The 14,929-nt window shown below is 60.1% G+C and carries 12 protein-coding genes and 1 tRNA gene; 6 read left to right on the plus strand and 7 right to left on the minus strand.

Annotated features, from left to right (window positions below; genetic code table 11):
• Positions 1-4: 4 nt before the first annotated feature.
• Positions 5-1,465, minus strand: coding sequence for an efflux transporter outer membrane subunit (locus ACTJK7_RS13135; RefSeq protein WP_323151503.1), 1,461 nt, complete (start codon positions 1,463-1,465; stop codon positions 5-7).
• Between the two features lie 210 nt (positions 1,466-1,675).
• Between ACTJK7_RS13135 and ACTJK7_RS13140 the strand changes: the two genes are divergently transcribed.
• The gene (locus ACTJK7_RS13140) at positions 1,676-2,785 is read left to right on the plus strand and encodes an efflux RND transporter periplasmic adaptor subunit (RefSeq protein ID WP_440780773.1); all 1,110 of its coding nucleotides are present in this window, start codon (positions 1,676-1,678) and stop codon (positions 2,783-2,785) included.
• Positions 2,782-5,871: an efflux RND transporter permease subunit gene (locus ACTJK7_RS13145; RefSeq protein ID WP_440780770.1), complete on the plus strand. Its 3,090-nt coding sequence runs from the start codon at positions 2,782-2,784 to the stop codon at positions 5,869-5,871. Before ACTJK7_RS13140 ends, ACTJK7_RS13145 begins: the two co-directional genes overlap by 4 nt.
• Positions 5,872-6,192: 321 nt before the next feature.
• On the opposite strand, the gene ACTJK7_RS13150 is transcribed toward ACTJK7_RS13145, so the two are convergent.
• The gene (locus ACTJK7_RS13150; RefSeq protein WP_236196643.1) at positions 6,193-6,882 is read right to left on the minus strand and encodes a lipopolysaccharide kinase InaA family protein; all 690 of its coding nucleotides are present in this window, start codon (positions 6,880-6,882) and stop codon (positions 6,193-6,195) included.
• Positions 6,883-7,297: 415 nt separating this feature from the next.
• Positions 7,298-7,385, minus strand: a tRNA-Ser gene (locus ACTJK7_RS13155).
• Positions 7,386-7,507: 122 nt separating this feature from the next.
• On the opposite strand from ACTJK7_RS13155, the gene ACTJK7_RS13160 reads away from it, so the two are divergent.
• A complete protein-coding gene (locus ACTJK7_RS13160) occupies positions 7,508-8,179 on the plus strand; it encodes a Bax inhibitor-1/YccA family protein (RefSeq protein WP_007955123.1) in 672 nt (223 codons plus the stop codon).
• Between the two features lie 72 nt (positions 8,180-8,251).
• Here ACTJK7_RS13160 and ACTJK7_RS13165 read toward each other — a convergent pair whose 3' ends face one another.
• Positions 8,252-8,578: a YceK/YidQ family lipoprotein gene (locus tag ACTJK7_RS13165; protein WP_108561683.1), complete on the minus strand. Its 327-nt coding sequence runs from the start codon at positions 8,576-8,578 to the stop codon at positions 8,252-8,254.
• A 40-nt stretch (positions 8,579-8,618) separates the two neighbouring features.
• Positions 8,619-9,056, minus strand: a complete 438-nt coding sequence (locus tag ACTJK7_RS13170) for an Lrp/AsnC family transcriptional regulator (protein ID WP_064381847.1) — start codon at positions 9,054-9,056, stop codon at positions 8,619-8,621.
• A gap of 139 nt (positions 9,057-9,195) precedes the next feature.
• On the opposite strand from ACTJK7_RS13170, the gene ACTJK7_RS13175 reads away from it, so the two are divergent.
• Positions 9,196-10,089 carry a DMT family transporter gene (locus tag ACTJK7_RS13175; RefSeq protein ID WP_064381846.1) on the plus strand — a complete coding sequence of 298 codons (894 nt, stop codon included), beginning with the start codon at positions 9,196-9,198 and terminating at the stop codon, positions 10,087-10,089.
• 3 nt (positions 10,090-10,092) lie between these two features.
• On the opposite strand, the gene ACTJK7_RS13180 is transcribed toward ACTJK7_RS13175, so the two are convergent.
• Positions 10,093-11,133, minus strand: a complete 1,041-nt coding sequence (locus ACTJK7_RS13180) for an FUSC family protein (RefSeq protein ID WP_199913025.1) — start codon at positions 11,131-11,133, stop codon at positions 10,093-10,095.
• Positions 11,134-11,179: 46 nt separating this feature from the next.
• The gene (locus tag ACTJK7_RS13185) at positions 11,180-12,805 is read right to left on the minus strand and encodes an NADP-dependent glyceraldehyde-3-phosphate dehydrogenase (protein ID WP_108561687.1); all 1,626 of its coding nucleotides are present in this window, start codon (positions 12,803-12,805) and stop codon (positions 11,180-11,182) included.
• A 339-nt stretch (positions 12,806-13,144) separates the two neighbouring features.
• On the opposite strand from ACTJK7_RS13185, the gene ACTJK7_RS13190 reads away from it, so the two are divergent.
• A complete protein-coding gene (locus ACTJK7_RS13190; RefSeq protein WP_039772345.1) occupies positions 13,145-13,498 on the plus strand; it encodes a c-type cytochrome in 354 nt (117 codons plus the stop codon).
• 76 nt (positions 13,499-13,574) lie between these two features.
• Positions 13,575-14,903 carry a D-arabinono-1,4-lactone oxidase gene (locus ACTJK7_RS13195; RefSeq protein ID WP_440780828.1) on the plus strand — a complete coding sequence of 443 codons (1,329 nt, stop codon included), beginning with the start codon at positions 13,575-13,577 and terminating at the stop codon, positions 14,901-14,903.
• The last annotated feature ends 26 nt before the right edge of the window (positions 14,904-14,929 follow it).

Consider the following 14,929-nt stretch of genomic DNA (forward strand, 5'->3'; position numbering starts at 1 on the left):
CTGCTCAGCGCGCCGCTACAGAACCCGGCTCAACGGGTTGCCATCCTCCACCGAGCGACTTGAATACCGCCACCGCCGCACGGGCCGATTCGGTCCGCGCTTGCGCTCTGGCGTCGGAGGCCTGCAACAGTGTTTCGTCGGCGTGCAGGACATCGATCAGGCTGGCGGTGCCTTTTTCATAGGCGGTGAACGAGGACCGGCGAGCTTGAGTCAGCGCCGCTTCGCCGCCGGTAAGGGTGGTGGTCTGAGTTTGCCGATTCACCAGTGAGGACAGCGCGTTCTCTACATCTTCGGTGGCGCGCAGTACCGACTGGCGATAGGCGGCCAATGCTTCAGATTCCTGGCCTTTGGCCTGATCGATCCGGGCGTTGATGCGTCCGAAGTCGAAAAGCCGCCAGCGCAGACCCAGTACAGCGCTCGACTGGCTCGCGCCGCTGGTGAAAAGATTGCCGCCGGAGACGGCAGTCGCGCTGCCGAGCAAGGCGCTGAGGGAAAATTTCGGGTAGTACTCGGCAATCGCTTCGCCGATACGCGCGTTGGAGGCCGCAAGGCGGCGTTCGGCCACGATCAGATCCGGTCTGCGCCGCAGCAGATCTGCCGGTGTGCCCAGCGCAGTCAGCGACGGCACATCGGGAATTTCGCCCTCAGGTGCCAGTTGCGTGCGGTGGGTGCCGGGAGGCGTGCCGAGCAGCACGTCCATCGCATTCATGGCCGCCTCCAGACCGCTTTGCAGTACCGGAACGCTCGCCTGGACTTGCGACAATTCACCCTCGGCCTGGCGCACCTGATACTCCGCGGCCAGCCCTTTGCCGTAAAGCAACTGAACCTTCTCCAGCAATGCGCGCCGGGTGTCGACTTGCCGGTTGGCGATGTCCAGCCGCGCCTGTAATCCGCGCAGGGTGATGTAGATATCGGCCGTTTGCGCAGCGATCGCCAACCTCGTCGCCGTGAAACCGGCTGCTGAGGCCTGATACTCAGCCAGTGCCGCCTCACGCCCGCGGCGCAGTCCGCCGAAGACATCGACTTCCCAGCCCGCCTCAAGATTGGCCTCGTAGGCATTGCCGTAACGGTCATAGCCGGGTGTTGAATTCAAGACTTGGCCCAGTGGTGTCTCTACGGACTGATAAGCGCGTGCCGCCTGTGCGCTGATATTCGCCGAGGGCAGCAGTGCTGCATTGGCGGCCCCCAGGCCGGCCCTGGCCTGGGTGACGCGCGCTGATGCCTGTGCAAGATCCAGATTCTGCTGCAAGGCCTGGTCGATGAGGTTGCTCAGTAGCGGATCGTTAAAGCTTTCCCACCAGGCGGCAAGGCTGTCCGGTGTCGATCCTGATCGCGGTTCGACAGCAGACTGCCCCAGGTAATGATCTGAAAGCGGGGCGTCTGGACGATGGTAATCCGGACCCACCGCACAACCTGCCATGAGGCTGGCGGTAACCAAAAGAGCAATCGGGCGGAGGGGAGGCATCGTCGTTCCTTTACAAGTTTTGTGACCATATTAAATATTGGTCACATCTTGTCAATCAAGGGCGATCGATTTGATTGAGCAGGTTATAAATATCAGTGCGGCGTGAGTGATAAAACTGAAGCGCCGGACAGTTCATGGTTTGTGACTGTTGACGTTAATGGTCACAGAACTGAGAATATGATGATCATCCTATTTTCAGTAAGGGTACCTATGCGCCGGCTCCGAATTTTTCCCATCGCCGCATGCCTGTTGCCACTCGCCCTGGCGGCGTGCGGTGATTCCTCATCCGTTGCAGACCCGCGCACACAGGCGCCTCTGGTCAGGTTCACCGCCGTTCAGGCTGCGGGCGACGGTTCCCGATCTTTTACGGGGGTGGTGACGGCGCGCATTCAGGGCGACCTGGGTTTTCGCGTATCGGGCAAGGTGCTCGAACGTCTGGTTGACACGGGGCAGACCGTCAAACGCGGGCAGCCGCTGATGCGGCTCGACCCCATCGACTTGGGGTTGCAAGCCCGCGCGCAGCAGGAGTCTGTCATCGCCGCCCGAGCCCGCGCCAGGCAGACAGCCGATGATGAAGCTCGTTATCGCACTCTGGTCAGCGCCGGCGCCATTTCCGCTTCGGCCTACGATCAGATCAAAGCCGCCGCAGACACGGCCAAGGCCCAACTCAGCGCCGCTGAAGCGCAAGCGGACGTTGCCCGCAACGCTTCCGGTTACGCGGTGCTGGTCGCCGATGCCGACGGCGTTGTGGTGGAAACACTCGCCGAACCCGGACAAGTCGTCAGTCCCGGACGACCGGTGGTTCGACTGGCGCGGGCAGGGCAACGCGAGGCCATCGTGCACTTGCCCGAGACGTTGCGTCCCGCAGCAGGATCCACCGCGCAAGCCACGCTCTATGGCGACGCCTCGGGTGCTGTGACCGCGAAACTGAGGTTGCTTTCGGATTCGGCGGACCGCACGACGCGTACGTTCGAGGCCCGCTATGTACTGGAAGGCGCGCTGGCCAATGCGCCGATAGGTTCGACAGTCACCCTCAGAATCGCCGAGGGTTCGACACCCGCCGCATCGTTGCAAGTGCCCATTGCCGCGCTCTACGACGCCGGTAAAGGTCCTGGCGTGTGGGTCATCGCCGGGACACCGCCAACCGTGACCTGGCGTCCGGTTAAAGTGCTGGGTTTGAGCGATGATCTGGCGCGAGTGGCTGGCGAGCTTCGGGTCGGCGAACAGATTGTGGCGCTGGGCGCTCACCTGTTGCGCGAAGGTGAAGCAGTAAGAATGTCCGTGCCTGATGCGGCGACCGTTGCCGGGAGTCGTCCATGAGCGAAGGACGATTCAACCTTTCCGCCATCGCCGTTCGCGAGCGTTCGATCACGGTCTTTCTGATTTTCCTGATCGCCGTTGCCGGCACCCTGGCGTTCTTCCAGTTGGGGCGTGCCGAAGACCCTCCATTTACCGTCAAGCAGTTGACCGTCATCACGGCGTGGCCGGGGGCGACCGCACAGGAGATGCAGGATCAGGTGGCGGAGCCACTGGAAAAACGCCTGCAAGAACTCAAATGGTACGACCGCTCGGAAACCTATACGCGGCCAGGGCTCGCTTTCACGATGGTCTCGTTGCTCGATAGCACGCCGCCCTCGCAAGTGCAGGAAGAGTTCTATCAGGCGCGTAAAAAACTCGACGATGAAGCAATCAAGTTGCCGGCGGGCGTCATCGGGCCGATGGTCAACGACGAGTATTCGGACGTGACCTTTGCGCTGTTCGCCCTGAAAGCCAAGGGTGAGCCACAGCGTCTGCTGGTCCGCGATGCGGAGTCCATGCGCCAGCGCCTGTTGCATGTGCCGGGGGTGAAGAAGGTCAACATCATCGGCGAACAAGCCGAACGGATATTTGTTTCCTTTTCGCATGACCGGTTGGCCACGTTGGGCTTGTCACCGCAGGACATCTTCGCCGCGCTGAACAGTCAGAACGCACTGACCCCGGCCGGATCAATCGACACCAGCGGGCCACAGGTTTTTCTGCGTCTCGATGGTGCGTTCGACAAACTGCAGAAAATCCGTGACACCCCTGTGGTCGGGCAGGGGCGGACGCTCAAGCTGTCTGATGTGGCGACGGTCGAACGCGGTTATGAAGACCCGGCTACCTTCCTGGTGCGCAATAACGGCGAAGAGGCGCTGTTGCTCGGTGTGGTGATGCGTGAGGGCTGGAACGGTCTTGATCTGGGCAAGGCGCTGGATGCCGAGACCGTCAGGATCAATGAGGAAATGCCCTTGGGTATGACCCTCTCGAAAGTCACCGACCAGGCAGTGAATATCGACTCCGCCGTTGGCGAGTTCATGGTCAAGTTCTTCGTCGCGCTGCTGGTGGTCATGCTCGTCTGCTTTCTGAGCATGGGCTGGCGTGTCGGCGTGGTGGTCGCCGCCGCGGTTCCTTTGACTCTGGCGATCGTGTTTGTGGTGATGGCGGCCACCGGCAAGAATTTCGACCGTATTACCCTGGGGTCGTTGATTCTGGCGCTCGGGCTGCTGGTCGATGACGCGATCATTGCCATTGAAATGATGGTGGTGAAAATGGAGGAGGGCTACGATCGCATCAAGGCGTCTGCCTATGCCTGGAGCCACACGGCGGCGCCGATGCTGTCCGGAACCCTGGTGACGGCGATCGGTTTTTTGCCGAACGGTTTTGCTCAGTCCACGGCCGGCGAATACACCAGCAACATGTTCTGGATCGTGGGCATCGCTCTCATCGCTTCGTGGGTCGTGGCAGTGGCGTTCACCCCTTATCTGGGCGTGAAACTGTTGCCGGATATCAAGGCGGTGGAGGGGGGACATACGGCGATCTACAACACGCCGCGATACAACCGCTTCCGCCGGGTTCTGACCCGGGTCATTGCCCGCAAATGGCTGGTCGCGGGCATGGTCATTGTGCTGTTCTTTGTGGCCGCTGCGGGCATGGGCCTGGTGAAGAAACAGTTCTTCCCGACCTCTGACCGTCCTGAAGTCATGATCGAAGTGCAAATGCCCTACGGCACTTCCATCGAGCAGACCAGCGCCACGGCCGCCAAGGTCGAAGCCTGGCTGCACCAGCAGGATGAGGCAAAAATCGTCACGGCCTATATCGGTCAGGGTGCACCGCGTTTTTTCCTGGCGATGGCACCGGAACTGCCCGATCCGTCGTTCGCCAAGATCGTTGTACTGACCGACAGTCAGGAAGCACGGGAAACCCTCAAGTTGCGTTTTCGTGACGCGGTGGCTCAAGGGCTCGCCCCGGAGGCGCGTCTCAGGGCAACGCAAATCGTGTTTGGTCCTTACTCGCCGTTTCCGGTGGCCTACCGGGTGATGGGGCCTGATCCGGCCAAGTTGCGCGTGATCGCCGAGCAGGTGCGGGGTGTGATGCAGGACAGCCCGATGATGAGAACCGTGAACACTGATTGGGGGCCGCTGACGCCGTCGTTGCATTTCAACCTGGATCAGGATCGTCTACAGGCAGTGGGGCTGACATCGACTGCGGTTGCACAGCAATTGCAGTTCCTGCTCAGCGGAGTACCGATTACAGCGGTGCGTGAAGATATTCGTTCCGTGCAGGTCATGGGGCGGGCAGCGGGCGATGTCCGGCTCGATCCACAGCAAATCGAAGGCTTCACCTTGGTCGGTGCCTCGGGGCAGCGAATCCCGTTGTCGCAGATCGGCGAGGTCGATGTGCGCATGGAGGATCCGATCCTGCGTCGACGTGATCGCACCCCGACCATCACCGTGCGCGGCGACATTGCCGAAGACTTGCAGCCACCGGATGTTTCCAGTGCGCTGCTGAAGCAATTGCAGCCGATCATCGACAAGCTGCCTTCCGGTTACCGGATCGAGCAGGCGGGTGCGATCGAAGAGTCCGGCAAGGCCGGCAAGGCGATCCTGCCGTTGTTGCCGATCATGATCGCCATGACCCTGGTCATCATCATTGTGCAGGTCCGTTCGACCTCGGCGATGATCATGGTGTTCCTCACCTCGCCGTTAGGCTTGATTGGCGTGGTGCCGACACTGCTGATCTTCAATCAGCCGTTTGGCATCAATGCGTTGGTCGGGTTGATTGCGCTGTCGGGGATCCTGATGCGCAATACGCTGATTCTGATCGGGCAGATTCATCACAACGCGCAAGAAGGGCTGGATCCGTTTCACGCTGTCGTCGAAGCCACGGTGCAACGTGCGCGACCGGTACTGTTGACCGCCCTGGCGGCGATCCTGGCGTTCATTCCCCTGACACACTCGGTGTTCTGGGGGACGCTGGCCTATACCCTGATTGGCGGCACGCTCGTTGGCACCATCATGACGCTGGTGTTCCTGCCTGCGATGTACTCGATCTGGTTCAAAATCGGTCCTGACGCCAGGGCGCCGGCTGCAACAGTCAAACCGGAGTAGCCATCAGTGCTGAAAATCGAGGCCTGATCGCGGAAACGACAAAGCCCTGAATAATCAGGGCTTTGTCGTATATAAAGATGGCTTCAGCCTCACCACCCGGCGCCGCGCGGATAGTCAATGTGCGCCGAATCGTTCTCGACCGTTCCGATCCCGGTCCGGCGTGGCCTGTGCTTTCGAAAAACTGGATGGTAGCTGAGTCAGTAGAGTAGAACCTTCAATGAGTTGTGCGGGGCCGGGCACACACCCTGCATTCACCGGTTCACCTGGCAGATCGACGCAGACATTCATGTGCTGTGAGCGCCTGCCGCCTTCGTTGGGCTCTCAAGAACGGCCCTGAGTGATTACTGGTCGACCCAGGTGCTTTTCATAATGACGAAGAAAGTGTTGCCACTCCGGTTCGCTCCAATAGGAATGCCGTCTGAGTTGCAAAATGTCGTGCCGAGCTGCCCGCAATGAGCTGATTCGCCCATGGGACTTCTCGAGATCGAGCAGCGCAAGCTCGAACTCGGGATCGCTCGACGAATTGCGAACTTTGATAAAAATGTGCTTTGAGCGCATGCAGCCATGTTGCCAGCGGCCGAGATGCATTCGTGCCATTAACGACGCGAGTATTTCGAGCACATTGTCCAGTTGCTTGGTCGTGTATTGGTTTTTTGCGCCTTCGTTGTACCAGGATTCCAAATCCTGGAAACCGTTCAAGTCTTTGGTGACCAAGATGCCGTGCCAGACCCCTTTGATTTTTTGCGCACCGTAGTAAACCGGTTGAGGGGCGTTGACCCCAAGATGGAGTAACTTTGTGAGCGCGCGGCCTTCGCGCAGGGTGGTGGGGCGCCCCAGAGGATATCTCAGGCTGCGAAACAAATGACCCGTCTGGCGCTTAACATAAACAGTGGCACCGTCATGCATCACTCGCTGCACTCCGCTCGTGCCACTCCTGCGTACGTTGGGTTCTTCTACCCAAGGGCCTGATGTATTCCACCAATAGGAAAAAAGTTGGTCGGTTTGGCTCATCGCGCACTCCATTCTTGTGTTGTTATCAGCTGCGCCATCGGCCTTTTTGCTGGCTGGCATCATGCCGTTATTCAAACAGACGTTTCAATATTGGGCTAGTTCCTTTGATGACGCGCTTATCCATTATTGAGCGGCAGCTACGGTTCGGCAGTCGTGAGAGTTGAAACGGTTTCGGCCAGGACAGTCGTCCGCAGGAGGCAGCATTCGGCTGATAGCTGTCAGTGAGGTGCCATCATCACGGCCAGGGTCATCTTGATGAATTCCCGTATTACATGAAGAGTGTTTTATGTTCGGCAGGACGCTGGAGAAGGGAGTGAAAGTTGCGGTTTGTGGAAAACATCCTGATGTCATCAGAATTTCTGGAACGTCAGAAACGACAAAGCCCTGAATAATCAGGGCTTTGTCGTACATAAGATGGCGGAGGCGATGGGATTCGAACTCATGGACCTGTTACAGTCGACGGTTTTCAAGACCGTTGCCTTAAACCACTCGGCCACACCTCCGTTGCGTTGCGGGCGCCATAATACCTGAATGAAACACACTGTCAAACTCTGTGCATGGCTTGTTACAGAGCGTCTGTTATGATCTTTGCGACTGAACGTTTCAAACCAACAGGAGTGTCGCCATGCGCGAACAGGATTACGCAGTTCACAACAGCGTGCAGGCTGAGCAGCTAGAGGTTAGCCGCGTCCTGCGCAACACTTACGGTCTACTGGCGCTCACCCTCGCATTCAGCGGTGTGATGGCGTTCGTGGCCCAGCAGATGCGGGTCGGCTACCCGAACATTTTCGTGGTACTGATCGGTTTTTACGGTCTGTTCTTCCTCACCAACAAGCTTCGTGACTCTGCCTGGGGGCTGGTGTCGGCATTTGCCCTGACCGGTTTCATGGGTTTCCTGCTCGGCCCGATCCTCAACCGTTACCTGGGCATGCAGGGCGGCGCTGAAGTGGTCAGCTCCGCGTTCGCGATGACTGCACTGGTGTTCGGTGGTCTGTCGGCCTACGTGCTGATCACCCGCAAGGACATGAGCTTCCTCGGTGGCTTCATCACCGCCGGTTTCTTCGTTCTGCTGGGTGCGACGCTGGCGAGCATGTTCTTCCAGATCAGCGGCCTGCAACTGGCGATCAGCGCAGGTTTTGTGCTGTTCTCGTCGGTCTGCATCCTGTTCCAGACCAGCGCCATCATCCACGGCGGCGAGCGCAACTACATCATGGCGACCATCAGCCTGTATGTATCGATCTACAACCTGTTCGTCAGCCTGTTGCAGATCTTCGGCATCATGAGCCGCGACGACTGATCGCTGCACCGCTATAAACAGAAAACCCGCGAAAGCGGGTTTTTTGTTGCCTGCGAAAACGCAAGCAGGCGCTCAATTGATCTCGATGCTGCCATCAGCCTGTTGCTTGTAGATCGTGTAGGGCAGCAGCAACGTATCGAGCACTCCCGACACGGCCGCATCGACCAGCAGACCCGGTGTAGCGTTCTTGTAGTTGAACGCATCGACGTCATCCGGCTTTTCGGCGTGCAGCATGCAGAAATCGTACGTCACGCCACTGTAGATGCGCGGTACAGCGCCGCAGTAGGATTTTTTAGCCTTCAACTGGTCGGTGGAAAACTTATCGCTGAATGCCACGGTCTGCACCGTCCCGCACCCGGCCAGCATCACCATAGCCAGCATCATTGCCTGAATTTTCATACCGCCAATCCTTCGCCGGAAAAGACTCAAACTACGCCGCTCAGGCCATCGGTGGCAATCGACGTTTCACCGGGGTCTTCTTGACGATCGCGGTATTGGTTTCCGCCAGCGTATTCAGCCGATCAAGCAGGGTGTCCAACTGTTCCATCGAGCGCACATGCAAACGGGCAATGAAGCAATCCTCGCCGGTCACCTTGTCGCACTCGGTGAACTCGGGAATCGACAGAATCTGCCGCTCGACCTCCTGCAACTGCCCCGGTAATGGCCGCACCCGGACAATCGCCTGCAACTGATAACCGAAGCATTTCGGGTCAATTTCAACGGTGTAACCCTTGAGCACACCGCGTTCCTCCAGCCGCCGCAGGCGCTCGGCCACGCTCGGCGATGACAACCCGCTGATTTGCGCCAGGGCCTTGAGCGAGCGCCGCGAATCCTCCATCAGGGCCCCGATCAGGATCTGGTCGATATCGTCGGTCATACAAGAAACTCCCGCATTAGGCGAATGGCACAAACTACCCTTGATAAAAAAGGCAGAAACCGAGTTTAGCCTGCTTTTTCCGCTGGAGAGGGCCCGATCTCGCTTGGCATACTTTTGCCACACATTAAGGAGATAGATGATGGACAAAACAATCCGTCGCGGCTCATTCGAAATGACCGCCGCCATGCTGATATCCGGGACGATCGGCTGGTTCGTGCTGGTGTCCGGGCAACCGGTGCTGGACGTGGTGTTCTGGCGCTGCCTGTTCGGCGCCGGCACCTTGTTGCTGATCTGCGCTGCGTTCGGCTTTCTGCGCCCAGGCATTCTGACCCGCACCACATTCCTGCTGGCGGTGCTCAGCGGGGTGGCAATCGTCGGTAACTGGGTGCTGCTGTTCGCCTCCTATTCAAGGGCCTCGATTGCCATCGGCACGGCGGTCTACAACGTGCAGCCGTTCATGCTGGTGGGTTTGGCGGCGCTGTTTCTCGGCGAGAGGATCACCCTGCAGAAGATGTTCTGGCTGGCGATTTCTTTCATGGGAATGCTGGCCATCGTCAGTGCCCACGGCGGGCAGGGCGAGGGTGGCAATGATTACCTGATGGGGATTGCGCTGGCGCTGGGGGCGGCGTTTCTCTACGCCATCGCCGCGTTGATCATCAAGCGCCTGACCGGCACGCCGCCGCACCTGATTGCGCTGATCCAGGTCTGCACCGGCGTGCTGTTGCTCGCGCCATTCGCCCATTTTTCAGCGATGCCCGAGGCACCGAGTGCCTGGGCCAGTCTAGTGACACTGGGCATCGTCCACACCGGTCTGATGTACGTGTTGCTCTACGGCGCGATCCAGAAACTGCCGACCGCATTGACCGGCGCGCTGTCATTCATCTACCCGATCGCGGCGATTTTCGTTGACTGGTTTGCCTTCGGTCATCAACTGCAAACCCTGCAATGGATTGGCGTGGCGGCGATTCTATTGGCCGCTGCGGGCATGCAACAGGGTTGGGGATTGAAGGCGCGGCGCCTGGCCGCGCAGTAAACCTCAGATGTTCCAGCGCGGCGCGGTCTTCGCCAGGCGCTGGCGCATCTCGCCGATGTTGGCCGCCAGTTGCCGGGTCAACAAACGGTAGCCATCCAGCGGGCTGTAGACAGGCGTATCGAGACTGGCGTCCGGCAACTCCACCGGGCGCCCCAGCCTCTGGGCCGCACCGGATTTCAACGCTCGGGCCATGCCGATCAATTGCACGCGAATGTGCCGGTGCTCAGTCTTGAGCGCGGCTTGCAGATGCGCCATGGCGTCGGGGTCGTTGGCATCCGGGCGAATGTTGCCGAGAATTTCCAGGGTACTGATGCACATGCGCAGGTTGCGCTGGATGGCGTCCAGCTCAGTCATCGAGACTTTGACTTCCTTGGACACCGACGGCATCAGCGAGCGCAGTTGCACCATCACCGCGTTCAGCCGGCTCATCAACTTCAAGTGTTCGTCGGCCGTCACCGACTGGCCGCCGATGATCCGCCCGTACACCGTCGCGCAATCGCGCAGCGCGTCGGCCAGGTTGTAGCGCCACGAGTACACCGCGTACAGCGGCAGGGCGAAGGAAAAGGCCAGGGCCAGGGCGATACCGATCAGGATATCGACCCCGCGCCACAGCCCGTCGGTGATCGGGTTGTCGCCATGCCCGGCGACAATGAACACGGTAATGGCCGAGAGCAGGGCGGTGTAGCCGCCCTTGCCGATGGCGTGATACGAAAAGAATCCGCAGACCACTGCCATCGCAAAATAGGTCAGCCACGGCATGCCCAGCCACGCCTGTTGCGCCACGATCAACAAACCGACGCCGGCACCGATCAAGGTGCCGGTGGCACGCTCGGCGGCTTTCTTGCCGATGTTGCCGTGGTGCTGCAGGCCGCCGATCACCACCAGCATGGTCACCGACGCCCATTCGCCGTGGGGCAGATTGATGCCGGTGGTCAGCAGGATTGTCGCCAGCAACCCCAACGCGACCCGCACCGCGTGAATCGTTCGAGCATGGCGATAACGTCGATACGGGTCGAGCAACGGCCGCAGGATCCGCCGCAACAGCGGCGGCCAGCGGTGGGGGCTGAAAGTGCTCAGCGCTGATTCCTCCTCAGAAGATGTAGTCGGTGGCGATGAAGTTCGAATCCCGTCCGCGAATGATTTCGCTGATCAGATCCTTGTTGGGTTCCTGGAACTTGGTCGCCACCAGGGTGCGGATCGAAAACACCCGCAGTGCATCGTGTACCGACAGCGTGCCTTCGGCGGAGTTCTTGCGACCGTTGAACGGGTAGGTGTCCGGCCCGCGCTGGCACTGGGCGTTGAGGTTGATCCGCCCGACCTGGTTGGCGAAGGTGTCGACCAGTCGGCCGACGGCCACCGGGTTGGTGCCGAAGATGCTCAGTTGCTGGCCGAAGTCCGATTCCAGCACGTAGTCGATCACGGTATCGAGGTGACGGTACGGCACAATCGGCACCACCGGCCCGAACTGCTCTTCCTGATAAACGCGCATCTGCGGCGTCACCGGGTACAGCACCGCTGGGTAGAAGAACGATTCCCGCGACTCGCCACCATTCGGATTGACCACCTGGGCGCCTTTGCTCTGCGCGTCAGCCATCAGCCCATGCAGATAATCGACCTTGCCCGACTCCGGCAACGGTGTCAGCGACACACCGTTGTCCCACGGCATGCCCGGTTTGAGGCTGGCCAGTTTGGCGTTGAATTTCTCGATGAAGCTGTCCACCACATCTTCATGCACGAACAGAATCTTCAACGCGGTGCAGCGCTGGCCGTTGAACGACAGCGAACCGGTGACCGCTTCGCTGACTGCGTTGTCGAGGTCGACTTCTGGCAGGACGATCCCGGGGTTTTTCGCATCCAGGCCCAATGCTGCGCGCAAGCGGTGTGGTTTCGGGTGCAGTTTCTTTAGGTCGCTGGCGGCCTTGTTGGTGCCGATGAAGGCGAAGATGTCGATCTTGCCGCTGGCCATCAGCGCACTGACGGTCTCGCGGCCGCTGCCGTAGATCACGTTGATCACGCCGGTGGGGAAGCTGTCGCGGAAGGCTTCAAGCAACGGACGGATCAGCAGTACGCCGAGTTTGGCCGGTTTGAATACCACGGTGTTACCCATGATCAGCGCCGGAATCAGCGTGGTGAAGGTTTCGTTCAGCGGATAGTTGTAAGGGCCCATGCACAGCGCTACGCCGAGCGGTACGCGGCGGATCTGGCCGAGGGTGTCCTGCTCCAGCTCGAAACGGCTGGAGCGGCGGTCGAGTTCTTTCAGCGCATTGATGGTGTCGACGATGTAGTCGCAGGTGCGGTCGAATTCCTTCTCTGAGTCCTTGAGGTTCTTGCCGATCTCCCACATCAGCAGTTTCACCACGGCGTCGCGCTGCTGGCGCATGCGCCCGAGGAAAGCTTCGACGTGTTGGATGCGTTCGGCCACGCGCAGGGTTGGCCACAGGCCCTGGCCTCGATCGTAAGCGCGCACGGCCGCATCCAAAGCGGTGAGGGCGGTGTCGGCGTCCAGCAGCGGTGTGCTGCCGAGGATCACTTGTTCGTCGCCGTTATCGCCGTGCAGATAGACCGGGCTGCGCACGGTGGCGAGCGGGCCGTCCCAGCGGCGCAACTGGCCATCGACCAGGTATTCGCGTTGCTCGACCTGACCGTCGAGGCGGTATTTTTCCGGGATGTCGCTGACAGAAGGGAACAGGTTGCCAAGGATGTTTGCTGTGGTCATGTCGCTACCCCGCGTCATTGAAAAAGTCTGTAACGGTTATACGCCTGAATGCGCTGAAATTTAAACCCGCAAATGTCACGCGAATGTCACGCGAAACCGCACAGCAGAGCGGGCATCCACACATGATCGTTCCCACGCTCTGCGTGGGAATGCCTCAAGGGACGCTCCGCGTTCCAAGCGGACGCAGAGCGTCCAGGGCTGCATTCCCACGCGGAGCGTGGGAACGATCGTCTTCAGGTAATGGGCTGGCCCCGTTTGCCCCCCTCAATGTCCCGCAATGCCCTAAACCCGCCGACCCGCCTGCCTTAAGGTGTGACCACAACAATAAGCGAGGCCGTTATGCGGGCAATCCGACTCACATTATTACTGGCGTTGGCCATGACGCTGCCTGGCTGCGGCGAAGACCCCAAACCCCCGGCCAGCACCAACAACACCATTCCCAAAGACCCGGCGCTGGCGCAGATCTACGCCAACAGCTGCCAGCTCTGCCACGCCAACCCCGCCGCCAATGCGCCGCTGACCGGTGACCGCAAGGCCTGGGAACCGCGCATCCAGCAGGGCGCCGACACGCTGCTCGACCACGCCATCAACGGCTACAACGGCATGCCGCCGATGGGCCAGTGCGTCGAGTGCTCGGAAGACCAATTCCTTCAGTTGATCGGCTTCATGGCCGATCAGCCGCTCCCACAATAAGGATCCTGGCATGCCGATAGATCTGACACGCCGGCAGTTATTGCAACGGGCAAGCATCGTCGGCGCGTTCAGCGCGCTGGCCTGCAATCCGGCGCTGGGCCAGTTGATGCGCGCACCTCGGCTGATTCCCTGGCGCAACTGGTCGGGCGGGCAGAGTTGCCTGCCGGCGGCGCGAGTGGCACCGAAGAATCTGGATGAACTGACCGCAGTGATTCAGCAGGCACCGGGCAAGATTCGCCCGGTCGGTTCGGCGCATTCCTTCAGTGCTTTGGTGCCCACCGACGGCACGTTGCTGTCGCTGAGCTACTTCAACGGTCTGCTCGATCACGACCCGAAAACCCTGCAAGCCGAATTCGCTGCCAGCACGCCGATGTCGCGCATGGGCACGCCGCTCAAGGACATCGGCCAGGCCCTGCAGAACATGGCCGATATCGATTACCAGACCCTCGCCGGCGCCATTTCCACCTCGACCCACGGCACCGGCAAAACCTTCCAGTCCTATTCCGCCCACGTCTGCGGGATGCAACTGGTGACCGCCAGCGGCGAAGTGCTGGACTGCGACAGCCAGCGACATCCCGAAGTATTCAACGCCGCCCGGGTATCCCTCGGCGCGTTGGGCGTGGCCACCAGAATCCGTCTGCAAAACCGTCCGGCCTATCGCCTGCGGGAGCGCCAGTGGATCGCCAAAACCGAAGAACTGCTGGAAGACCTGGACAAGAACACAAGCGAAAACCAGCACTGGGAAATGCTCGTCGTCACCCATTCCGACTACGCCTTGTCGATCGCCCTCAACGAAACCACCGACCCGCCCACGCCGCCGATTCCGCCCGAAGAGGAGGGCGGCAACGAGTTCGTGACGTTGATCGAGAAGATCGACAAGTACGGCAGCGATTTCCCGAACCTGCGCAGTTCGCTGCTCAACAGCCTGCGGCATCTGGCGAGTTTCGATGACCGGGTCGGCGACTCGTTCGACATCTACGCCAACGTGCGCACCGTGCGTTTCAACGAGATGGAATATTCGGTGCCCGCCGAACACGGCCCGGCCTGCCTGCGGGAGATTCTCAAACTGATCCGCGACAAGGACCTGCGCACCTGGTTTCCCATCGAGTACCGCTACGTCAAGGCCGACGACATTCCGCTGAGCATGTTCGAAGGCCGCGACAGCTGCTCGATCTCGGTCCACCAGCATTATCAGATGGACCATCACAACTTCTTCGCCGCCGTCGAGCCGATCTTCTGGAAGTACAACGGCCGCCCGCACTGGGGCAAGTTGCACACGCTCAATGCCCGCACCTTGCAGACGTTGTACCCGCGCTGGCAGGAATTCATTCAGGTACGCCAGGCGCTGGACCCGAGCGGCAAGTTTCTCAACGGGCATCTGTCGTCGATTCTGGGGGTGAGCTGATGACGGTCAATCGACGTAATTTCGTG

This window comes from Pseudomonas sp. 22085 (genome assembly GCF_052045815.1).
In the GTDB taxonomy this organism is placed as follows: Bacteria; Pseudomonadota; Gammaproteobacteria; order Pseudomonadales; family Pseudomonadaceae; genus Aquipseudomonas; species Aquipseudomonas glycinae.

What these genes read in the sequence shown, in the direction of transcription:
- ACTJK7_RS13185 (WP_108561687.1), bottom strand. Translation starts at nt 12,805, where the DNA reads ATGACCACAGCAAACATCCTTGGCAACCTGTTCCCTTCTGTCAGCGAC.
- ACTJK7_RS13165 (WP_108561683.1), bottom strand. Translation starts at nt 8,578, where the DNA reads ATGAAAATTCAGGCAATGATGCTGGCTATGGTGATGCTGGCCGGGTGC.
- ACTJK7_RS13145 (WP_440780770.1), top strand. Translation starts at nt 2,782, where the DNA reads ATGAGCGAAGGACGATTCAACCTTTCCGCCATCGCCGTTCGCGAGCGT.
- ACTJK7_RS13190 (WP_039772345.1), top strand. Translation starts at nt 13,145, where the DNA reads ATGCGGGCAATCCGACTCACATTATTACTGGCGTTGGCCATGACGCTG.
- ACTJK7_RS13135 (WP_323151503.1), bottom strand. Translation starts at nt 1,465, where the DNA reads ATGCCTCCCCTCCGCCCGATTGCTCTTTTGGTTACCGCCAGCCTCATG.
- ACTJK7_RS13175 (WP_064381846.1), top strand. Translation starts at nt 9,196, where the DNA reads ATGGACAAAACAATCCGTCGCGGCTCATTCGAAATGACCGCCGCCATG.
- ACTJK7_RS13140 (WP_440780773.1), top strand. Translation starts at nt 1,676, where the DNA reads ATGCGCCGGCTCCGAATTTTTCCCATCGCCGCATGCCTGTTGCCACTC.
- ACTJK7_RS13150 (WP_236196643.1), bottom strand. Translation starts at nt 6,882, where the DNA reads ATGAGCCAAACCGACCAACTTTTTTCCTATTGGTGGAATACATCAGGC.
- ACTJK7_RS13160 (WP_007955123.1), top strand. Translation starts at nt 7,508, where the DNA reads ATGCGCGAACAGGATTACGCAGTTCACAACAGCGTGCAGGCTGAGCAG.
- ACTJK7_RS13170 (WP_064381847.1), bottom strand. Translation starts at nt 9,056, where the DNA reads ATGACCGACGATATCGACCAGATCCTGATCGGGGCCCTGATGGAGGAT.